Raw genomic sequence first — 20,181 nt, forward strand, 5'->3', positions numbered from 1 at the left:
GATGAGGATCGAAATCGGGGGGTCACGCGGGCGTTTGCGCCGCGCCATGGCCGCCACGGTGGCCGCGGCCACCCTTGTAGTGGTGTCGGGCTGCGGATTGGGCGGTGACGACGCTGCGGCGGTGACCTATGAGGACGCCAAATCGTCCGGCAAGATCAAGGTCGGTTTCGCCAACGAGGCGCCGTGGGCGTTCCTCGGCGCGGACGGTCAGCTGACCGGGTATGCGCCGACCGTGGCGCGCGCGGTCTTGAAACGACTCGGCATCAACGAGGTCGAGGGCGTGGTCACCGATTTCGACGGACTCATCGATGGAGTCAGGGCGAAGAATTACGCGTTCGTCGCGGCTGGCATGTCCATCAAACCTAAGCGGTGCGAGAGTTCGGCGTTCGCCGTCCCCGATTTCCAGGTGGGTTCGACGTTCCTGGTGCCGGAAGGCAACCCACGCAACATCACCCGTTTCGAGGACGTCACGCGGGAGAACGTCCGGATAGCCACCCTGGGTGGTGCGGTCGAGAACGGCTTCGCGGAGTCTGCCGGGGTGCCGTCCCAGCTTGTCGAGCCGATGGCCAAGCAGGACGACATCCTGCGAGCGGTGCGCAATAAGGACGTTTACGGCGCCGCGCTTCTCGATGTCACCGCCGCGTGGCTGGTGAAGAACAACCCGGACGCCAAGCTGGAAGTGGGTCAGTCCGCCCAGTTCGGCAGCCGTCCGGAGGTCGGCACCTTCAATTTCCGCATCGGTGACGACCAGTTCCGCGAGGACTTCAACCGCGAGCTGCGTGCACTGCACGAAAGCGGCGAATGGTTGAAGCTGGTCGAGCCGTTCGGCCTGACCAAGTCGAACGAACCACCCCCAGCGGCCACGACCGAGCAGTACTGCACGGCTTGATCTCGTGTCGTCGAACTTTTCGATCTACCTCGAGCGAGTGCTCGAGGGGCTTCCCTTCACGCTCTGGGCGGCGGTCGGCGGCATAGCGCTTACCGTCGTACTCTCCTTCGCCGCCGGGATCGCGATGCTGTCGCGCTCACTACCGGTACGTTTCGTGACCCGCGTCTATGTCGAGGGGTTCCGTGGCAGCTCGGAGGTTGTGCAGCTGTTCTTCTTCGCGGTGGCGATCCCGATCTTCTTCGGGGTATCACTCGGCGCGACAGCGAAGGGGCTGCTGGTTATCGGCATCGTTGTGCTCGGCCTCAATCATGGTGCGTACGGCGCCGAGATCGTCAGGGGCGCCATCCGATCCGTGCCCAAGGCTCAGATCGAGGCAGCGGTCGCGCTGAATCTGTCCCCGGCACAACGCATGTGGCGGGTGGTGCTGCCGCAGGCCGTGGTGGAGATGCTGCCCTCGTTCAACAATCTATTCATCCAGCTCGTGAAAGCGACTGCGCTGCTGAGCTTTATCGCGGTGCCGGAGGTGTTCAAGAAGGCCGATGAGTTGAGGGCGGTGCCCGCGTTCTCCCGCGAGCTCGGTCTCATCTATGCGATCCAACTCGTCGTGTACCTACTCATCGCCGTGGCTGTCACGCTGATCATGCGGGTGCTGGAGCGGCTGGCGGCACGGCGGCTCGGTCGGCGGCCGAAGCGCTCGAGTATCCGCCTGTCGGCGCAGGTGGGGGTCTGATGGAGAAATGGCGGTGGGACCGCTTCTTCGACGCCTTTCCCTTCATCTGGGACGGGTTGATCGTCACGATCCAGTACACCCTCCTCGGTGCCCTTGTCGCGTACGTGCTCGGTCTGGTTTTCGCCATAATCCGGCGACTGCGGATCCCGGTCGTCGACCAGATACTGTGGGCCTTCATCGAATTCGTCCGCAGCACACCACTATTGGTGCAGATCTTCGTGCTCTACTGGGTGGTGCGCCCGGAATTGCTCGGCGGGCTTTCCGTCGACACCCAACGCCTGATAGTGGGTGTGACCGCGCTCGGTGTGCATTACGCCTGTTACACCTCGGAGGTATTCCGTGCGGGCATCGATGCGGTGCCCGCGGCGCAATGGGAGGCGGCCACGGCGTTGAACCTGCCGCGAACGCGTACCTGGACCGATGTGATCCTGCCGCAAGCGGTTCCGCGGGTGTTGCCCGCACTGGGCAACTACACCATCGCCATGTTCAAAGAAGTGCCGCTGCTGTCCTCGATCGTCATTCTCGACATGGTCTATCAGGTCAAAACCGAGTACGCGGCGGACACCGGTGGTGCGGGGCCCGAGGCATGGTTCGCGGCGGGCCTGGTCTTCCTCGCACTGAGCTATCCGTGCTCGATCCTGGTACGAAAGTTGGAACGACGTGTCGAAAAAATCTGAATCGATGGTCGTGAGCTCGACCGACGAACCCACCGTTACTCCGATGATCCGGTTCACCGGCGTTGAGAAGCGCTTCGGCACCACGGTGTGCCTCGACAAACTCGATTTCTCGGTTGCGCCAGGGGAATTCGTCACATTGATCGGGCCGTCCGGCTCCGGAAAGACCACAATTCTGCGATCGGTGATGACACTCGAGCAGATAGACGCGGGCACCATCGAGGTCGCCGGAGAATATCTCACCCATCGGCAGCGGGGCGACAAGCTGGTGCCCGCCGACGAGGCGCATCTGCGCCGGATGCGACGCAAGATCGGCATGGTCTTCCAGCAGTTCAACCTGTTTCCGAACATGACCGTGCTGCGCAATGTCACCGAGGGCCAGGTCCGTGGTCTCGGAAAGTCGAAGGGTGAGGCCGAAGAACGCGCACGGGAATTGCTCGAGCTCGTAGGTCTCACCGACAAGATCGACGCCCGTCCCGCGCACCTGTCCGGTGGTCAGCAGCAGCGCGTCGCCATCGCAAGGGCACTGGCCATGGACCCCGACGTGCTTTTGCTGGACGAGGTGACCTCGGCACTCGACCCCGAGTTGGTGACCGGTGTTCTGCACCTCTTGGCGGACATAGCGGCAGGCACCGAGATCACATTCCTCTGCGTCACGCACGAAATGCGCTTCGCCAAGAGGGTTTCGGATCGGGTCATGATGTTCGATGCCGGTCGGGTGCTCGAGGACGGAGATCCGGAACAGATTTTCACCGATCCCGTGCACGAGCGGACCCGGGATTTCTTGCGTGCGGTGTTGGACGAACAGTGAGGGGCGGCCCTGCCCAGTGTCCGCAGCTTTCCGAGAAACGGAGGCCTCGTCACCGTCCATACTGCGCATCGTGATCCACGACGTATCTCACGAAGTCTTCTTGAGTCATCGTATTCGCGCGCAGGTCGATATCGTGTGGAAAATTTGGCACCCGACCCATGCGGTGTTCGGCCGCGCCGACGATATAGGATCTGATCACTGCATCGGATCCATTTTTCGTCTGTGGTGACTCATAAAGCTTGAAGGAAACTTCCGCCCATTTTTCGGTAGCGAAATCACCGGGTTCGGCGAGTTGTTTTAAAGCGTCCTTGAATATCTTTTGTCGGTCAGCCTCGGTCGCCGTGATCGTCATAGCTTCCTCGGACGTCGGTACCGGCCATTGACTGACGTCGCGGCCATTCGCGGCGCTCCATTGCCGCAAGTACTCGAAATGCTGTTCGGCGCTTTCGCCCCGAAGAGTCAGGTTCCCGTTGACATCTGTTCCGTCGGTCAGGTGAACTACGGTTTGGAGTTTGTCCCCGGTTACGCCTTCGGCAGGAAATCTCGCCAAAGCTCGCTCAGCGGCCTCCATGTAGGTTATATTGCGGCGCGTCGCCTCACCCCTGACCCATTCCTCATCAATGCGGTTCCATGTGTGTTTTCTGGTGAATTCGTTCCCGAACCAGGTAAGGTTCGGATAATTGTCGGTGATCCGGGTTTCCAAATCAGCGGTGGAGAATAGGCCGCTTCTCTTAGACCGCTCTTCGGTCAGGTGCCAATACTCTGCCTCCCAGTCTTCCGGTGTCGGTTCTCTACCCAAGGCACGAAGGCGGCTGGCCATGGTGTTCGCGGCGTCGGCCTGCCACTTGGTGAACTCTTGCAGTTTGGCTACTTTCACCGAAGCTTCTTCGGTGAAGGGCCTCGCAAAGGTTTCCAGGCGACCTGGAAACGGAAAGTCGGTCTCCTTGATGCCACCGGTCCCGGCCAATCGCCTTACCGCTGTGCCCATGTCGGATTCCGAGCGCGCGGTGACGTTCGCACGATTCGGGTGCAGACGCGACCCGGCCTTGTCGATTTCGTGTCCGAGGCGGGTGTCGTCGTGCTCGATGTGTTGGAGACCATCCCGCATAGTGCGCGGGAATTTATGGACCTCTTCGGCGAGGGCGGGGGCCGCGCGTCGCGCGAGCTGTATGTCGAGTTTGTCGACGGCCTCCAGCAGGGCTCGTATCACGGGTGTTGTCAGCACCGGTGCTCGCATTCGATCATGGTTGGGCTCAGCGCAGAGGAAATGCCGTCGCTTGGTGGGACTGTACTCCTAACCTTTGGGGTTCGAGGCCCTCTTTTCGAGCGGATGCGCACGGCAAATACTGCAAGGCGACGTGGTCGACCTCGGCGAGTGTGAGTGGCGACAGCACGACCAGGGGAGTGTGGCCGACGCCGAAATGGGGTTTCGCGAAGCGGACTATGGCTACTCGGGGGAGAACGCCGGTCGTGGTTGCCGACGCCGATGATGATCGTGTTGGCGACTGACCTGCGGAAATAGAGTCAGCCAATCGACTGGCCGACTATTACGACAGCGGGAAGGAAACAGACATATGCTCATGCTCACCCCCACTGCCATCGAGGTTGTTCGCAATATCACGTCCGCGGAAGGGACACCCGACAACGCCGGGCTGCGAATCTTCACCGACGACGAGGCCGACACGCTCCAGCTCACAGTCGCCGCTATCCCGGCCGAGCAAGACCAGGTTCTGAGCGCCGAAGGATCACGAATCTTCCTGGATCAGCAGGCCGCGGCGTTCCTGGACGACAAGATCCTCGACGCCGGACTGGACCCCAACGGACAGAGCACTTTCGTGCTCGCCCAGCAGGAGCAGGACACTTCGGGCAACGGAGACGGCTCGCACGGGTAGTTCGAGCCCGAAAGCCTTATCAGCGGTAGGTCGTCGTGGTCATCGCCGTCATGGCCGGGACCTGTCGGCGTTGACCGCGAGGCATGGCACCGCGTAGAAGAATGCGGCTGCGGCGTTCGCCCCGAACTACGGCAGGACCCACGCAGAGTTGTCCCCGACTCAGAACCATGCGATGCGGAAGCTGGAAGGTCATTGCCAGAGGCTTATCGACCGCACCGATCGTCAAGGTGAAGCGTCGGGGACAACTGTTGCTCTGCAATAGTATTCGCCGTATATGCGGTGCCGGGGACGGCATCGCCGACCGGCGGATCGTGCGCGCCGAGAACGTAGCCGGCACCGATACGATCAGGTCATTTCCATAGGCTCATGAAGATGATCTTCGCGTCGATCAGTGATTGCGCTCCGGCTCCTCCGATACCTTGGTGCGCCTCGGCGAAAACCCATGCACCGACATTGAGTTCGTAGTTGGTGTTGGCCTCCATTGTCCAGAACACCTCGATCGTTGCGCCCGGGCCGAAACCGCCGTTGTCATAGTTGTAGTTCTCGGTGGGATGGCCGATCGATCCGCTGACCCGACCACGGAATCGCTTGTCGACGGCAATGGTGACCAGACGACCGTTTTGCATGACCGTCATCTCACATCCGGCTTCGACGGTCGCGTCGCCGTTGAACCCCGCGGCGGCCGCGCCGACATCGCGAGTGGACCGCAGCGAGCGGGCCATGCAGGCGACCCGGTGATCCGAACGCAGGCTCACACCGTAGCCGGCGTGCGCGTTGACGAACGTGCCGGTCGCGCCCGGGGCGTTGCCCACCCGAGCATCGAGTGCGGCACGGCCACTAGCTGGTGTCATGATCTGCTTGAACGGCGGGCTTCCATTCAGATCGTGCCATGACCAGGAGAAGTTGTAAGGAATCGGGAAGATCTGCGTCGCCGGTCCTTGGAAGTCACGGGTCGTGGTAAACGGGTAATCGAGCGCTCCCGCGGACACATACCGTGACGGATTCTCCTCGCTTGCCACCCCTAGTTCGCTCACGTCGAGGGGCCTGGTCCGCCCACGGTCGGCAGCCAGCTGCAGTGCGTCGGCGCCGCGCGCACTATTGCGCAACTGTTCGAGGAACGGCTCGGCAAAGGCGTCGGCCAAGGCGCGGTCCTCGGCGGCGAGTTCACGACGGTGCGTGTTCTCGTCGATGCGCCGTGCGACCATGTTATTGATCGAGTTCCGGATTTCTTGTCGGCGGTCCTCCGGGATCCGCTCGTCGAACTGGGTTTCGGTTGTCAACGCAATTGTGTTGGGGTAGGTCGCCATCGTTGCTCCTTTCACGGCGCGGCACAACTCCGTGGGAATGTGGAGCGTGGCCACGCACCTGAGCACCGGTCATCTGGTGCGCCGTGCAGCGCCCGACCGGCGTTGATACGGAACTACTCGACTTCCATTCAGATGCACCTAAACGGTAGCCGGACCCTACGAAAGATCCGGGCTGAATGGAGAAAAGTGCCCCAGTAGGTCGAGGGATTCGATGCGATTGCCTGCGGTGGCGAAGACGTGCTGTTCGGCGATTTGTCTTCGCCGCCGAACCAATGCTCGAACCGACTTGATGGCGGCCTCTGTGCCGGTGATGCCGAACGGCGGCACGGTATGCCGTCACATCGGGTGTTTACCCGGGGTGGTCCCCAACCCGTGACCATTCATGGCGCCTACTTATGGCGGGAGACGCAACTACGGGCGGCTGTAGTTTAGTTTTGGGACCCGAACTCAAATAAGAGTGGACTCGGCAGTCCGGTCAGCTGGCCGACGCACTAGCGGTAGTTCTTCGCGGGCCGGTTCGACGCTGCACGCCGCTCGGCCTGCTGCTCCTTGATGCGCTCGTTGTCCTTCAGCACCGCCGCGTAGCTTTCGCGCTCGCGGATCAACCACTCGGGCGGGTCGGCAAGCAGGGTCGCGATTTCCTCGGTGGTGAGGGAGTCGGAGACGTCGGCGCGGGCCAGGCCGGTGTTGGAGACACCAAGCTTGCGGGCTACTACGTCGCGGGGGAAGGGGCCGGTGCGGCGGAGTTCGGTCAGCCATTCCGGGGGGTTGGTGCGGAGGTCTTCGAGGTCGGCACGTGAGATCGGCGTGTTCCGGAAATCTTCGGGCGCCGCCGGGAGGTAGATGCCGAGCTTGTTTGCCGCGGTCAGCGGCTTCATGGTCTGCGGTTTCTTGTCCGGGCTCACCGATACAGACTATCTGGCCCGCCTGTGGGTCCTGACCACCACGCCCACCCAGCACCCGTGAAGCTGCGTAATCGAGGGGGCAATACCCTTTCTTGAATGAACCCCGAGTCCATCGATGTGACGCGGCTGCGCTGGTTTGCCGCGGTTGCCGAGGAGCTGCACTTCGCGCGCGCGGCGAAAGCGCTGCATATTTCGCGCCAGAAGCTGAGTCACACAGTCATCGAGCTCGAGGGCGAACTCGGGGTCAAGCTGTTCGTGCCGGGGGCGCAGCCGACTCAGTTGACCGAGGCGGGACAGGAGTTGCTGCGGGACGCTCGCGAACTCGTCGCGGCTGCTGATGCGCAGGGTGACCAGGCGCCTGCGGCGGACGTCGCGCTGCGGGTCGGGTTCGTGCCGGGCGTCACGGTGTCCAAGTGGACGCGGATTTGGGGCGAGCGGTTTCCTGACGCTGTTCTCGAGGTAGTTCCGATTCCGATGTCGGAACAGGATGTCGCGCTGCGTGACGGGCGCGTCGATGCCTGTTTCGTTCGCTTGCCGATCGACCGTGACGGGATGAGTGCGATACCGCTCTATCGCGAGGTTCCTGTCGTCGTGGTGCCCAAGGATCATCCGCTCTCGGTGTTCGAACAGGTCGGTATGGCGGAGCTGGCGGACGAGCAGATTCAGAACTCCGACGATATCGATGCGATCGAGGGGACAATCGAACTCGTCGCGGCGGGGGTCGGTGTCGCCATCGTGCCGCATTCGATCGCCAGGTTGCATGCGCGCAAAGACCTCGTCTACCGGACCTTGATGGGTGTCAGGGATACCGAGGTTGCGCTGGCCTGGCCGACCGCGCAGACGACCGAACTGGTCGAAGAGTTCGTGGGGGTCGTCCGTGGTCGCTCGGAACGAAGCTCGCGGTCACCGGCGGCGCGTAGCAAGCCCGCGCAGCAGACCAAGAAGACCCCGCCCAAAAGGACAACCGGTGGGCGTCCGACTCCTTCCAAGAAGAAGCCTGCCAAGCGCCGGGGGCGTTGACGACACTCGATGAGAATCCTTTCGAAGGGTTCGTGCCTCTCATACCTGTGTCGGCAACACCGTCGGCGCGAGATCGGGAGGTTGTCGTGATTATTGCCGCGATTGTTATTGGTGTGCTTGCGGTCTGTGCGTGCAGCGTTGCTGTGCTGCGTAGGCGGGGGCGCTCCCGTGGCTGAGGTGCGTTGGCCCGACGAGCAGCTCGTCGCCGCCGCCCAATCGGGGGACACCGAGTCGATCGCCACTTTGGTGTCGGGGGCTCATCCTCATGTCCGGCGCTTCGCCTACTCGCTGTGCGCGACGCCCGAGGACGCCGAGGATGCCGCGCAGGAGGCGCTGATCGTTCTGTATCGCAAGATCGGAACGCTGCGTGCGTCAGGGGCGTTGGCGTCGTGGATGTTTCGGATCGTTCGGAACGAGTGTCTGCGTCAGCTGCGGTCGATGTCTCGTCGCTCCGAACCGGTCGTCGAGGAGTGTGTTGTCTCCGCCGAGGATGCGGCGATGCGTCATCTGGAGGCTGAGCGGGTCGCTGCGGCCATTGCGGGGCTGCCCGATGATCAGCGGCGAGTGCTGATCATGCGGGACGTTCAGGGCTACAGCGGCCGCATGGTCGCCGATCTGCTCGGGCTCAGCACCGCGGCGATGAAGTCGCGGCTGCACCGTGCCAGGTCTGCCGTGCACGACACCTTGGGGATTCGATGCCGGGAGGCCGCGGATGAGTGGTGAGCGGATCTTTGCCGGCATACCGGTTCGTCGCCGATTGGTGCGTGGCGCAGTGGGATTCGACGCCCGTAGGCAGGGCAGGAGCGCCGAGCGGAGCTTTGCCAACACGTCGATTCCTCGCCACTTGGTGCGTGGCGCAATGGGATTTGGTGCCTTGATCGGTTCGGTGGTGTTGCTGCCGTTGACCGGACCGGTGAGTTTACTTCTGGCACCGTTAGGCCTGGTTGTGTTGCGGGGTTGCCCGACCTGCTGGGCGATCGGACTGGCCCAAACCATGTCGAGGGGCCGTCTGGAGCGGTCGTGTGTAGACGGCCGCTGTGAGCTGAAAGGCCGTCGACGCCCCGCATCATGACATCGAGGACGATGGCGTCGAAATCAGCGGGGCCGACGCGGCGAGAGCGGCCGCACCGTCACCGACCGGCGTGATCTCGGCGAACTAGCGCGGCTTGCGACGCAGAACCGTGTCGCGGATCAGAATGCCGACGATGGCGAGGGCGAAGCCGACGAGGAAAACGTCTTCGACCCGGCCCTTGTGGTTACCGACGGTCATGGCCACCAGGATTACGGCGACGACCCAGCCTGCCGCGCGGAAGGTCCTGCGGGACTCACCGCTCCAACCCCACGCGGCGGAGGGAACCTCTGCGGTGTCCACATGGGTGAGGACGCCGCTGTCACTGTGGGTGGTTTCGAGTTCCGTGGCGGCCACGATCGCTCCTCGGCTGGTGGGTCGATTACTTATCGATATCGTGGCATACGACCGGTCGTCGTAGCCAGCAGGCCCTGCCACAATGGGGCCGTGTCCGACATTGTGAGAGTCCTACTGCTCGGCAGCACTGGTTCCATCGGAACCCAAGCGCTCGAGGTGATCGCGGCCAATCCCGACAAGTTCGAGGTGGTCGGCCTGGCGGCTCGCGGCGGCAACACCGCGTTGCTTGCCGCGCAGATGGCCGCTACCGGTACTCGCAATGTCGCCGTCGCCGATCCCGCCGCCGCCCAGCGGTTGGACCTCACCCTCGGCGGGCCGGGTGCGGTCACCGAACTTGTCCGCCGCACCGAGGCCGATGTGGTACTCAACGCGCTGGTCGGCTCGCTCGGCCTGGAGCCGACCCTCGCCACCTTGGAATCGGGCACCAGGCTCGCGCTCGCGAACAAGGAGTCGCTGGTCGCGGGCGGCTCACTGGTGACACGCGCCGCCGCCCCAGGCCAGATCGTGCCGGTCGATTCGGAGCATTCGGCGCTCGCGCAGTGCCTGCGCGGCGGTCGGGCCGAGGAGGTCGACCGCCTGGTGCTGACCGCATCGGGCGGCCCGTTCCGCGGCTGGACCGCCGAAATGCTGGAATCGGTGAACCCTGCCGAGGCCAAGGCCCATCCGACCTGGTCGATGGGTTTGATGAACACGCTGAATTCGGCGTCGCTGGTCAACAAGGGGCTCGAACTGATCGAAACCCACCTACTGTTCGGCATTGCCTACGACCGCATCGACGTCACCGTGCACCCGCAGTCGATCGTGCACTCCATGGTCACCTTCACCGACGGCTCTACCCTGGCCCAAGCCAGCCCGCCGGACATGAAACTGCCCATCGCGCTGGCGCTCGGCTGGCCGGACCGAGTGCCGGGAGCCGCCGCTGCCTGCGATTTCAGCACCGCATCGACATGGGAATTCGAGCCGCTCGACAACGCGGTGTTCCCCGCGGTGGAGCTGGCACGGCAGGCGGGAATGGCGGGAGGCAGCATCACCGCGGTCTACAACGCGGCCAATGAGATTGCGGTGCAAGCTTTCCTGGACAGTGCGATTCGCTTCCCCGACATCGTGCGTACCGTCGCGCGCGCGGTCGAGGCAGCCGAGCAATGGCGCGCCGAACCCGAATCATTGCGAGAGGTTCTGGCGGCCGACACCTGGGCGCGGGAGTACGCAAGGGCGCTTGTCCACGGCTGACCGCGCAGCGGTCGGCGCATCCGCGATAGACCCAGGTTCGAAGGGATCGGGCGCGCCGTGCGACGGTGGCCTGGCAGACTGAACCGAGAGGGTCGGTCGGTGTCCGGTTACTGTGGTCGCAGTGCTCGCGGCCAAGACCGGACGTGCGTGCGGATACTCGCGGCTGTAGCCGCATTTCATCGAGGCGAGCTGCGCAATGCAGGAGGGCTGTAAACCACATGGTGTTCGCGTTGGGGTTCGTGCTGTTCGCGCTCTGCATCACGATATCGGTCGCGCTGCACGAATGCGGGCACATGTGGGCCGCGCAGGCGACCGGCATGAAGGTGCGTCGCTACTTCGTCGGCTTCGGACCGAAGATTTTCTCTTTTCAGCGTGGTGAGACCGAGTACGGCCTCAAGGCGCTTCCACTCGGTGGCTTCTGCGATATCGCCGGCATGACCGCGCTGGACGAACTGGCGCCCGAAGACCTCGACCGGGCGATGTACCGGCAGGCCACCTGGAAACGTCTGGTGGTGATGTCGGGTGGCATCGCGATGAACTTCCTGCTCGGCTTCATCCTGGTGGTCATTCTCGCGATCGGTTGGGGTCTGCCGCGCTTCGATCAGCCGCCTGCCACCGCGCTGGGAAACATGAGCTGTGTCGCGCAGCAGAACGTCGACGGGACGCTGCAAGCGTGCAGCGGCACCGGCCCGGCACAACAGGCCGGTCTTCAGACCGGCGACGTGGTGACCGCGGTCAACGGGGTGAAGGTGAAGACCTGGCCCGAATTCCAAGCCGAGACCCAGAAGCAGAGCGGACCGTTCACCTACACCGTCGAGCGGGACGGACAGAGCCTCACCATTCCGGTGAACCCGGAGCGCGTGATGCGCTATCCGTCCGACGGAGGGCCCGGCCGCGAGGTCAGCGCCGTCGGCGTCGGCTCCGAGTACTACGAACCCGTGAAATACAACGCGCTGGCCGCGATTCCGGCCGCGGGCGCGTTCACCGGCGGTATGTTCGTGCGCACTTTCGAGTCGCTGGCGCAGATGCCGCAGAAGGTGACAGCGCTGTGGACCGCGGTGACCGGCGGCGAGCGTGACCCCGAAACCCCCGTCAGCGTCTATGGCGCGAGCAAGATCGGCGGCGAGACGGCGGAGCGTGGGCTCTGGGGCGTGTTCATCCTCGTGCTCGCCAGCCTGAACTTCTTCCTCGGCGCGTTCAATATCCTGCCGTTGCTGCCGCTGGACGGCGGCCATATAGCGGTCGTGCTGTACGAGAAGATCCGCAACTCGATCCGTGCCTTGAAGGGCCTCGCGCCCGGCGCGCCTGTCGACTACATGAAGCTACTGCCAATGACTTACGTCATGGTGGTGATCGGTGGCGCGTACATGGTGCTCACCCTGGTCGCTGACGTCGTCAACCCCATCAAGCTGTTCCCCTGACGCTCGACATACCGACCACTTCAGCTGTTCGCGCCGACGAGGTACCCTGTCGCGGGCACTGGGTGATAACGCCATGTCATCGTCATCACAGGGTGAGTGGCTGCCACGCGGCTAAGCTCGGTAAGCGAACGGCTCACCAGAACGCACGAAAGTAGGCAGCCGGAAGTGACCAGCACAATCGGATTGGGGATGCCGACCGCACCCGCGGCCGTTCTCGCGCCACGTCGTAAGACCCGCCAACTGAAGGTTGGTGGCGTCGGCGTCGGTAGCGATCATCCGATCTCGGTGCAGTCGATGACCACCACCAGAACCCACGACATCAACGCGACCTTGCAGCAGATCGCGGAACTCACCGCCTCGGGCTGTGACATCGTGCGCGTGGCGTGTCCACGCCAGGAGGACGCCGACGCGCTGGCCACCATCGCGCGTAAGAGCCAGATCCCGGTCATCGCCGATATTCATTTCCAGCCCCGCTACATCTTCGCCGCGATCGATGCGGGTTGTGCGGCGGTGCGGGTGAATCCCGGCAATATCAAGGAGTTCGACGGCCGCGTCGGCGAGGTCGCGAAAGCTGCTGGTGCCGCGGGTATTCCGATCCGCATCGGCGTGAACGCCGGTTCGCTGGACAAGCGGATGCTGGAGAAGTACGGCAAAGCGACCCCGGAGGCGTTGGTCGAGTCGGCGCTGTGGGAAGCCGGTCTGTTCGAGGAGCACGGTTTCGGCGATATCAAGATCTCGGTCAAGCACAACGACCCGGTGATCATGGTCGAGGCCTACCGGCAGTTGGCCGCGCAGTCGGACTATCCGCTGCACCTCGGTGTGACCGAGGCCGGCCCGGCCTTCCAGGGCACCATCAAGTCGGCTGTGGCCTTCGGTGCACTGTTGTCGAGTGGTATCGGTGACACGATCCGGGTGTCGTTGTCCGCACCGCCCGCCGAGGAGATCAAGGTCGGCGACCAGATCCTGCAGTCGCTCAACCTGCGCCCACGCAAGCTGGAGATCGTGTCCTGTCCGTCGTGTGGCCGCGCCCAGGTGGATGTATACAAGCTGGCCAACGAGGTGAGCGCGGGCCTGGAGGGCATGGAGGTTCCGTTGCGGGTAGCGGTCATGGGGTGTGTGGTGAACGGTCCCGGTGAGGCCCGTGAGGCCGACCTGGGCGTCGCCTCGGGTAACGGCAAGGGCCAGATTTTCGTCAAGGGTGAGGTCATCAAGACGGTGCCCGAAGCGCTGATCGTGGAGACGCTGATCGAGGAGGCCATGCGATTGGCCGAGCAGATGGGCGAGGTGTCGGGTGCGGGGGAACCGGTCATCACCGTCGGCTGACCAGCACCTGCGGCATCGCTACGGCATTGCTATTCGGCATCGGCGTACCACATCTGCGTGATTCGTGGCAGGCTGTCATTCGTGCGGAGTCTGCTGGAGCCGACGCGACGGGCTAAATATGCCCCCGCGCGTCAGCTCGCGAACCGAGATCTGGCACAGGTCCTGAAGGTGCTCGACACCGATCCGGTCGCCTCGTGCATGGTCGCGGCGCGGTTGCAGGAGTTCGGGCTCGAGACCGGCAGCGGGACCGGTGAGCTCTGGAGCCGCGGTGGCCCGTCTGAGTCGCTGTGCTTCTCCGGCGCGAATATGGTGCCGCTGCGCGGCGGACAGGACGCGTTGCGCGCCTTCGCCGACCGAGCGGTGCGCTGGCCGCGTGTCTGTTCCTCGGTCGTCGGGCGTCAGGAGTTGACGCTGCCGCTGTGGGAAATGCTCGCGTCGCATTGGGGACCGGAGCGAGAACTGCGTGGCGAACAGCCGCTGCTCGCTCTCGGCCAGCCCGCGCTCGCCGCAGCGGACGCCGGGGTTCGCCGGGTCCGTCCCGACGAATTGGACCGCTACCTCCACGCGGCGATCGCCATGTTCATCGAGGAGGTCGGCGTCGACCCGCGCGCCGGTGACGGCGGCCGCGGCTATCGGCGCAGGATCGCGAGCCTGATCGGATCGGGGCGGGCCTGGGCGCGGTTCGAGGACGGCGAGGTCGTGTTCAAGGCCGAGATCGGCTCGCTGTCCCGGCGCACCGGCCAGATCCAGGGCGTATGGGTGCATCCGGAACGCCGCGGCGTGGGCATCGGCACCGGCGGTACGGCGGCGGTCGCGAATGCGGTGGTCGCGTCGGGGCGGACCGCCAGCCTGTATGTGAACGACTACAACAGCGTCGCCCGCCGCGCCTACGGCCGGGTCGGCTTCCGCCAGATCGCCACCTTCGCGACGGTCTTGCTCGATTGAAAATCGACCGAACATCGGTGTGCCACAGGCGTTTGCTCGCAATTGGCTATTAGCATCGGTGCCGATGTCGACTCGCATGCTCATCCCGCTGGCCGTTGCGGTACTTGCTGTCGCGGGAAGCGGCTGTTCGGCGAGTTCGCAGGGACCGGTCCCCGCGGCCGATGCCTTCGTCTCGGCTTTCGCGAGCCGTGATCTGGATGCCGCGGCCCGGCTCACCAGTCAACCCCAGAAGGCAACAGCCACACTTGGTTCCGCGTGGCAGCAGTTACAGGCCGAGCAGTTGACCGCGCACACCGGCGCGGCGAGGGTCACCGGAGACACCGCGACCGTCGACTACACCTACGAGTGGCGACTGCCCAAGAATCGGATGTGGCGCTACACCGGCCAGTTGCAGATGGGCCGCAGCGACGGCCGCTGGATGGTGCGCTGGGCCTCCTCCGATATCCATCCGAAGCTCGGCAACACCCAGACCATGGCGCTGCGCGCCAACCCGGCGCCGCGTGCGCGAGTCAACGAGCAGTCCGGTAGTGACGTGCTGGTACCCGGCAAGGTCTCCCGGGTCGCGTTCACCGCGGCCGCGGCCGCCGACCCGGGTTCCGTGGCGACCGCCCTGGCCGCTGCGCTCCATCGGTTCGACGAGCGGCTGACGCCAGAAACGATTCTGAGTTCGGCGAAATCCGCCGACGGCGCCTATACCGTCGCGCTGCTGAGTGAGAACGAATTCGACGAGGTGAGCGCGGATCTCATCGGGCTGCCGGGAGTGGCCCTCACCTCGCAGTGGGACCTGGTCGCCACCGACCGCAATTTCGCGCCCGATCTGCTCGCACAGGTGCGCAAAACGGTGATCGCCGAGGTGGACGGCAAAGCGGGCTGGAGCGTTGTCACGCTGAACGCCAATGGCGCCGATACCGACGTGCTCACCGAGGTCGCATCGCAGCCGGCACCGTCGTTCTCGCTGAGTGTGGATCGCTTCGTGCAGAATGCCGCGCAGCGCGCTGTCGACGCGCGCACCGAGCAGACCATGATGGTGGTGCTGCGCCCATCCACCGGCGCGATCCTCGCGGTCGCGCAGAACAAGGCCGCCGACCGGGATGGTCCGGTGGCGACCATCGGGCAGTATCCGCCGGGCTCGGTGTTCAAAACCGTCACCGCGGCCGCGGCGATGTCAGCTGGGGCCACTCCGGACACGCTGCTGCCCTGCCCGAGCCGAATTGTGATCGGGGATCGAACGATTCCCAATTACGATCTCTTCACCCTCGGCGAGGTCTCGATGACCACCGCCTACGAACGCTCCTGCAATACCTCGTTCGCGAAACTCGCCAGCGAACTGCCCGGCGACGCGCTGCACGCGACCGCGGCGAAGTTGGGTATCGGACCCGGCTATGCGATCGCCGGGCTACCGGCCACCTCGGGTTCGGTGCCGCCCTCGGACGAGTTGATCCAGCGCACCGAGGACGGGATCGGCCAGGGCAAGGTGGTGGTGAGTCCGTTCGGGATGGCGGTGATGGCATCGACGATCGCGCACGGTTCGGCGCCGGTGCCGTATCTGATCGCCGGTCGCACCACCGAGATCGACGGTGAGCGGGCTGCCGTCGCGCCCGCGGTGATCGACGGGTTGCGCGCGATGATGCGCACGGTGGTAACCGGAGGCACCGCCGAACGGATCGCCGACCAGGGCGAGGTGTATGGCAAGACGGGGGAGGCCGAGGTCGAAGGTGGGTCGCACTCGTGGTTCGTGGGCTACCGGGGCGATATCGCGTTCGCGACGCTGCTGGTCAGGGGCGGAAGTTCCGACCATGCGGTCGCGGTCACCCGCGATATGTTCGAGGCGTTGCCCGCGGGGTACTGACACTCGAGGGTCGACACCGACAGCTGAACCGGTTCGCTGCGTTCCTCCACGATCGGTGCCGCGCGCCCCGCGTCGCCGCTGTCGAGTGCCTGGATAGTTGCCGCGCCGCCGAAAATCAGACCGGCGGTGGCGAGAATGGTGGTGGATCGCTTCATGTTCGGCTCCCTCGGGTCAGGGGTATCGACAGGGGAAGGGTTCGACCGGGTCCGCGATGTGGGTGTTCCGCGACTAGTTATCTGAATGTTTGCTGGCCTGCGAACCGTAGAACGAATCGTTCGATCGGGCAAGATGAAGTGATCGGCCGCACATCAGATCGTGATATATCGCGTAGATCACATTTTACGGAGGTGGCTTTTCGGTTCTGCGCCCGGGCACCTCGTAGCGCATCGTGGTGGATCCGATCCTGATCACGTCGCCGTCCGAGAGGGTCGTATCCGCGCCGATCGGGGACCCGTTCACGTAGACGCCGTTGGCCGAATCCCGATCCCGGATGAAGATGCCGTCGGGACGGGTCAGGATGCGAGCATGTTTGCGGCTGACCCACGAATCGTCGAGCACGATGTCGTTGTCCGCATCGCGGCCGATGCGCAGGCCCGCGGCCGGGATGACGATCGGCTCGTCGTCGTCGACCCGTAACCAGGCCTGGCGTCGGATGTCGGGGATGTCCCTGGTGGTGGCGCCCGGTGGCGAGGCGATCGTCGGCAGGGCCTGCTGGCTGCGGACCGCCGCTTCCAGTGCGACGGTTTTGGGGTCGGGGTCGATGCCCTGCTGGTCGGCGAGATTGCGGCGGATGCGCAGACAGGCGGCCAAGGCGTCCGCCTGGCGACCGCCGCGGTAGAGCGCGGTGATCAATAGCCGCCACAGTCGTTCGTTCACGGTGTGTTCGGCGGTCAGTGCGGTGAGTTCGCCGAGGATCACGCTCTCCCGTCCGCAGGCGATGTCCGCGTCGAGGCGGTCGGCCGTCGCGTTCAGCCTGCGTTCGTCCATGTCGGTGGCGAAGTTGTCGGTGAAGCGCAGCCCGCGCAGTCCGGCGACGGCTTCGCCACTCCATTCCGACAGCGCCATGGCGAAGCATTGCGCGGCCGTTTCCGGATCGCCGGTACTGAAGGCGAGCGTCCCTTGATTTCGAGCGCGTTCGAATCGGCCGACGTCGCATTGCTCGTCGCTGATATCCAGCAGATACCCGTCGCCGACCGTGCGCAGCGTCGTCCGGTCGTCTACTCCGGCCCCGCGCAGCACCGTGCGCAGATTCGACACGTAGGCATATAGACCGTCGACCGACCGGCTCGGCGGGCCCTCGTCCCAAATACCTTTGGCGAGAGTTGTTTTCGCTACCGCGCTGCGTCGATTGATGACCAGCATCGCCACCAGGGCGCGCAGCTTGGCCCCCCGCAGCGGAATTGCCTTACCTGTGACAAGCAGGCGCACCGGCCCGAGCACTCGTAGATCGAGTGCCACTTGTCCGATACCCGCAGCCGCCAAGACATTGCCTCCGAATCACCCAGTGCGCGGAGCTGATTCGCAGGCATCGAGCCCTGCGATCGGTCTCAGCATACGCAAGTGCGGTAAGGGCGCGGTAAGACGGGTGAAATCTGTTCTGCGCCAGCCGAATCAGGTGGATCGATCGAGAGTGCGGAACCGGTCTCCCCGATCCCGCTCGGGCCGGACCCGCGTCAGGCCCGATGCAGGGTTGCGGCGAGATGGTGTTGGAGGTCTTGGCCGACGGCCGCCATCCGCAGGGTGTAGTCGATGGTGTTGCCGGACAGTCGGATCGAGCGCCCGAGTGCGGTCACCAGCTTCGCGGTGCTGGAGCGGCCGATGCTGGTCGAGTCCAGCTCCATCCGTACCTCGCCGTCGGTGATCGACAGTGAGCCTTCGCAGATTTCGGTGATACCGGTCGGGTGGGCGAGGATCAGCTCTACACGATCCGGTTGCGGGCAGCGCAGATAGCCGGTTTCGGCGTGCATCGGCCTGCTGCCGTCGGCGGCGCGGGTGCGTTGCCGATAAGTGAGGAATGGTCGGCCGAGATGGCCGAATTTGATTTCCTCCAAATAGTCGAACGACTCGATGGTCGGATACTCACCGTGCCCAGGGCCGCGCCAAGTGCCGAGCAACGGCGCAAGCGGCGCGATATCGGGATGAGGGGCGACGGGGGGTTGGGGTTCGACCACGGCGCACATCCTAATCGACGCAGCTGGGGTAAGGCCGGCCTTGGACCAGCGCATGGTCGGAGCGGCGGCCGAGGTACGTAAGAGCGCATGGCCGGAGCGGAGGCGGAGGTGCGCCTGAACCCGTGAATTACGGGTGTTCGGATACTTCCGATTTCTGCCCGCGCTAAGGTTAGCGTCGCCTAATCGCCAAGAGGGTGGTGTGTGGCCGAAAGGACGAAAAAATTGAACGGATGCTGGAGTGAATTGCGCCGAAATGGTGCGTGGCGGTCGCGGACCCGTGGTGGTCTGGTGCGCGTATCCGTACTCGGTGCGGCGTTGGTCGTCGCTGCCGCATGCTCGGATTCGTCGTCGGACGAGGACGTGCCTGCTCTCGACGGCAATCACTACGCGCAGACGAATCTCGCCGCGAACAAGGACGAGTACAAGGCCCAGTTCACCTTCCCCGACATGGTGAATGCGTGGGGACTTGCCGATCGTCCCAAGGGCGCGGGCGGCCACTTCTGGGTCGGTGGCGGCGGCTCGTCGTTCCAGTTCGTCGGCGACGTCACCGCCTCCTCGGACGCCAACGTCCAGAAGCTGTTCCAGGATCCGCTGAAGATCGTCACCATTCCCGGCGCCGACTCCGATACCTCGGACAACAGCATCGGCAAGACCACCGGCGTGGTCTTCAACGGTGCCCCGATCACCTCCGATGTGTTCGTTGTGCGCGACCAGCCCGTCGAGGTGGACGGAGCCCAGCAGCTGCTGACCGGTTCGTCGCGATTCATCTTCGCCACCGACTCCGGCAAGATCGCGGCCTGGACCGAGCTCGGCGCCGAGGGGCAGATCGTTCGGCAAGACGGTCCCGCCAACCTGATGTTCGATGGCCAGCCGGAGGGTATGCAGTTCTTCGGTATCGCGCTCGCGCCGTCGGGTGACAAGCTGCTCGCCGCCGATTTCGGTGTCGACCCGCAGGTCCGCACATTCGACCAGAACTGGCAGCCGATCCCGACCTCGGGTTTCGCCAATCCGTTCGCCACCGGCGACCAGATCGATCCTGCCGCCCCCGACAGGGGCAAGAAGGCCAAGCCGGGCGATCCGGCCCCGTTCAACGTGTCGACCGTCGGTAAGCGAGTGTTCGTCTCCTACGCGGCAACCAAGCCCGACGAGCAGGACGCGACGAAGTTCGATGCGGGTGAAGAGGACTCGCTCGACAAAGATCAGGAGAAGGACGCCAAGGGCAAGCCTGCCAAGGGGAAGGTCGCCGAGTTCGACGAGACCGGCAAGCTGATCCGCATCCTCGACGACGGCAGCCGCCTCAACGCCCCGTGGGCGGTCACGGTGGCTCCCGCCGACTTCGGCCCGCTCAGCGGCAAGCTCCTGGTCGGCAACTTCGGCGGCGCGGGCCACGTCCTGGCCTACGACGACACCACCGGCAAGTTCGTCGACTACCTGCGTGACGCCGACGGCAAGCCCGCCGAGATCGAAGGCCTGTGGGCCCTGATGTTCGGTAACGGCGAAAGCCTCGGCGACGCCAACTCCCTGTACTTCACCGCGGGCCCCGACGACGAAAAAGGCGGCCTCTTCGGCAAGCTTCGCTTGAAGTAGT

The 20,181-nt window shown here is 64.5% G+C and carries 19 protein-coding genes; 13 read left to right on the forward strand and 6 right to left on the reverse strand.

From position 1 onward, the window contains the following. Window position 1 precedes the first annotated feature (1 nt). From ehuB to ehuA, 4 genes are read left to right on the forward strand one after another with little or no spacing between them, the layout of a single operon-like run. Window positions 2-889 (forward strand): ectoine/hydroxyectoine ABC transporter substrate-binding protein EhuB, encoded by an 888-nt coding sequence (gene ehuB, locus ACLMAJ_RS17425; RefSeq protein WP_412014744.1) that lies wholly within the window; start codon window positions 2-4, stop codon window positions 887-889. A 4-nt stretch (window positions 890-893) separates the two neighbouring features. Then, window positions 894-1,619: an amino acid ABC transporter permease gene (locus tag ACLMAJ_RS17430; RefSeq protein WP_412014745.1), complete on the forward strand. Its 726-nt coding sequence runs from the start codon at window positions 894-896 to the stop codon at window positions 1,617-1,619. Then, on the forward strand, window positions 1,619-2,296 hold the full coding sequence (gene ehuD, locus ACLMAJ_RS17435; protein ID WP_412014746.1) for an ectoine/hydroxyectoine ABC transporter permease subunit EhuD: 678 nt from the start codon (window positions 1,619-1,621) through the stop codon (window positions 2,294-2,296). Before ACLMAJ_RS17430 ends, ehuD begins: the two co-directional genes overlap by 1 nt. 43 nt (window positions 2,297-2,339) lie before the next feature. Continuing rightward, the gene (gene ehuA, locus ACLMAJ_RS17440) at window positions 2,340-3,104 is read left to right on the forward strand and encodes an ectoine/hydroxyectoine ABC transporter ATP-binding protein EhuA (protein WP_412014811.1); all 765 of its coding nucleotides are present in this window, start codon (window positions 2,340-2,342) and stop codon (window positions 3,102-3,104) included. A 49-nt stretch (window positions 3,105-3,153) separates the two neighbouring features. On the opposite strand, the gene ACLMAJ_RS17445 is transcribed toward ehuA, so the two are convergent. Continuing rightward, window positions 3,154-4,341 carry a hypothetical protein gene (locus ACLMAJ_RS17445; protein WP_412014747.1) on the reverse strand — a complete coding sequence of 396 codons (1,188 nt, stop codon included), beginning with the start codon at window positions 4,339-4,341 and terminating at the stop codon, window positions 3,154-3,156. Between the two features lie 343 nt (window positions 4,342-4,684). Between ACLMAJ_RS17445 and ACLMAJ_RS17450 the strand changes: the two genes are divergently transcribed. After that, window positions 4,685-4,996 carry a hypothetical protein gene (locus ACLMAJ_RS17450; RefSeq protein WP_412014748.1) on the forward strand — a complete coding sequence of 104 codons (312 nt, stop codon included), beginning with the start codon at window positions 4,685-4,687 and terminating at the stop codon, window positions 4,994-4,996. 350 nt (window positions 4,997-5,346) lie between these two features. On the opposite strand, the gene ACLMAJ_RS17455 is transcribed toward ACLMAJ_RS17450, so the two are convergent. Together ACLMAJ_RS17455 and ACLMAJ_RS17460 are read right to left on the reverse strand one after the other, a co-directional pair. Then, window positions 5,347-6,303, reverse strand: a complete 957-nt coding sequence (locus ACLMAJ_RS17455) for a hypothetical protein (RefSeq protein WP_412014749.1) — start codon at window positions 6,301-6,303, stop codon at window positions 5,347-5,349. 491 nt (window positions 6,304-6,794) lie between these two features. After that, on the reverse strand, window positions 6,795-7,208 hold the full coding sequence (locus tag ACLMAJ_RS17460) for a DUF5997 family protein (protein ID WP_412014750.1): 414 nt from the start codon (window positions 7,206-7,208) through the stop codon (window positions 6,795-6,797). Window positions 7,209-7,304: 96 nt separating this feature from the next. On the opposite strand from ACLMAJ_RS17460, the gene ACLMAJ_RS17465 reads away from it, so the two are divergent. Both ACLMAJ_RS17465 and ACLMAJ_RS17470 read left to right on the forward strand, forming a co-directional pair. Beyond that, window positions 7,305-8,228 (forward strand): LysR family transcriptional regulator, encoded by a 924-nt coding sequence (locus ACLMAJ_RS17465; RefSeq protein ID WP_412014751.1) that lies wholly within the window; start codon window positions 7,305-7,307, stop codon window positions 8,226-8,228. A gap of 168 nt (window positions 8,229-8,396) precedes the next feature. Then, entirely contained in the window at window positions 8,397-8,951 is a 555-nt protein-coding gene (locus ACLMAJ_RS17470; RefSeq protein ID WP_412014752.1) for an RNA polymerase sigma factor, read from the forward strand. A 433-nt stretch (window positions 8,952-9,384) separates the two neighbouring features. Here the strand turns inward: ACLMAJ_RS17470 and ACLMAJ_RS17475 are convergent, their stop codons facing one another. Continuing rightward, window positions 9,385-9,654, reverse strand: a complete 270-nt coding sequence (locus ACLMAJ_RS17475; RefSeq protein ID WP_412014753.1) for a DUF2631 domain-containing protein — start codon at window positions 9,652-9,654, stop codon at window positions 9,385-9,387. A gap of 90 nt (window positions 9,655-9,744) precedes the next feature. Here ACLMAJ_RS17475 and dxr point away from each other — a divergent pair, with 90 nt between their 5' ends. The 5 genes from dxr (at window position 9,745) to ACLMAJ_RS17500 (ending at window position 16,422) form a co-directional block, all read left to right on the forward strand. Continuing rightward, entirely contained in the window at window positions 9,745-10,884 is a 1,140-nt protein-coding gene (gene dxr, locus ACLMAJ_RS17480) for a 1-deoxy-D-xylulose-5-phosphate reductoisomerase (protein WP_412014754.1), read from the forward strand. Between the two features lie 218 nt (window positions 10,885-11,102). After that, the gene (locus ACLMAJ_RS17485; RefSeq protein WP_412014755.1) at window positions 11,103-12,305 is read left to right on the forward strand and encodes a M50 family metallopeptidase; all 1,203 of its coding nucleotides are present in this window, start codon (window positions 11,103-11,105) and stop codon (window positions 12,303-12,305) included. A gap of 165 nt (window positions 12,306-12,470) precedes the next feature. Next, window positions 12,471-13,628, forward strand: coding sequence for a flavodoxin-dependent (E)-4-hydroxy-3-methylbut-2-enyl-diphosphate synthase (gene ispG, locus ACLMAJ_RS17490; RefSeq protein ID WP_412014756.1), 1,158 nt, complete (start codon window positions 12,471-12,473; stop codon window positions 13,626-13,628). Between the two features lie 81 nt (window positions 13,629-13,709). Further along, window positions 13,710-14,573: a GNAT family N-acetyltransferase gene (locus ACLMAJ_RS17495; protein WP_412014757.1), complete on the forward strand. Its 864-nt coding sequence runs from the start codon at window positions 13,710-13,712 to the stop codon at window positions 14,571-14,573. A gap of 64 nt (window positions 14,574-14,637) precedes the next feature. Next, complete coding sequence (locus ACLMAJ_RS17500; RefSeq protein WP_412014758.1) at window positions 14,638-16,422, forward strand: penicillin-binding transpeptidase domain-containing protein; 1,785 nt, start codon at window positions 14,638-14,640, stop codon at window positions 16,420-16,422. A gap of 339 nt (window positions 16,423-16,761) precedes the next feature. On the opposite strand, the gene ACLMAJ_RS17505 is transcribed toward ACLMAJ_RS17500, so the two are convergent. Then, entirely contained in the window at window positions 16,762-17,904 is a 1,143-nt protein-coding gene (locus tag ACLMAJ_RS17505; RefSeq protein WP_412014760.1) for a BTAD domain-containing putative transcriptional regulator, read from the reverse strand. A 191-nt stretch (window positions 17,905-18,095) separates the two neighbouring features. Then, window positions 18,096-18,602, reverse strand: a complete 507-nt coding sequence (locus tag ACLMAJ_RS17510) for a peroxynitrite isomerase (RefSeq protein WP_412014761.1) — start codon at window positions 18,600-18,602, stop codon at window positions 18,096-18,098. Between the two features lie 276 nt (window positions 18,603-18,878). Between ACLMAJ_RS17510 and ACLMAJ_RS17515 the strand changes: the two genes are divergently transcribed. Beyond that, window positions 18,879-20,180, forward strand: a complete 1,302-nt coding sequence (locus tag ACLMAJ_RS17515) for a TIGR03118 family protein (RefSeq protein ID WP_412014812.1) — start codon at window positions 18,879-18,881, stop codon at window positions 20,178-20,180. Window position 20,181 lies beyond the last annotated feature (1 nt).

It is taken from the genome of Nocardia arseniciresistens (genome assembly GCF_046764875.1).
GTDB classification, from domain to species: domain Bacteria; phylum Actinomycetota; class Actinomycetes; order Mycobacteriales; family Mycobacteriaceae; genus Nocardia; species Nocardia arseniciresistens.

Coding starts and splice junctions, on each gene's coding strand:
- ehuB (WP_412014744.1), top strand. CDS start 2: ATGAGGATCGAAATCGGGGGGTCACGCGGGCGTTTGCGCCGCGCCATG.
- ACLMAJ_RS17450 (WP_412014748.1), top strand. CDS start 4,685: ATGCTCACCCCCACTGCCATCGAGGTTGTTCGCAATATCACGTCCGCG.
- ACLMAJ_RS17445 (WP_412014747.1), bottom strand. CDS start 4,341: ATGCGAGCACCGGTGCTGACAACACCCGTGATACGAGCCCTGCTGGAG.
- ehuA (WP_412014811.1), top strand. CDS start 2,340: ATGATCCGGTTCACCGGCGTTGAGAAGCGCTTCGGCACCACGGTGTGC.
- ehuD (WP_412014746.1), top strand. CDS start 1,619: ATGGAGAAATGGCGGTGGGACCGCTTCTTCGACGCCTTTCCCTTCATC.
- ACLMAJ_RS17485 (WP_412014755.1), top strand. CDS start 11,103: ATGGTGTTCGCGTTGGGGTTCGTGCTGTTCGCGCTCTGCATCACGATA.
- ACLMAJ_RS17510 (WP_412014761.1), bottom strand. CDS start 18,602: ATGTGCGCCGTGGTCGAACCCCAACCCCCCGTCGCCCCTCATCCCGAT.
- ACLMAJ_RS17465 (WP_412014751.1), top strand. CDS start 7,305: ATGAACCCCGAGTCCATCGATGTGACGCGGCTGCGCTGGTTTGCCGCG.
- ACLMAJ_RS17500 (WP_412014758.1), top strand. CDS start 14,638: ATGTCGACTCGCATGCTCATCCCGCTGGCCGTTGCGGTACTTGCTGTC.
- ACLMAJ_RS17455 (WP_412014749.1), bottom strand. CDS start 6,303: ATGGCGACCTACCCCAACACAATTGCGTTGACAACCGAAACCCAGTTC.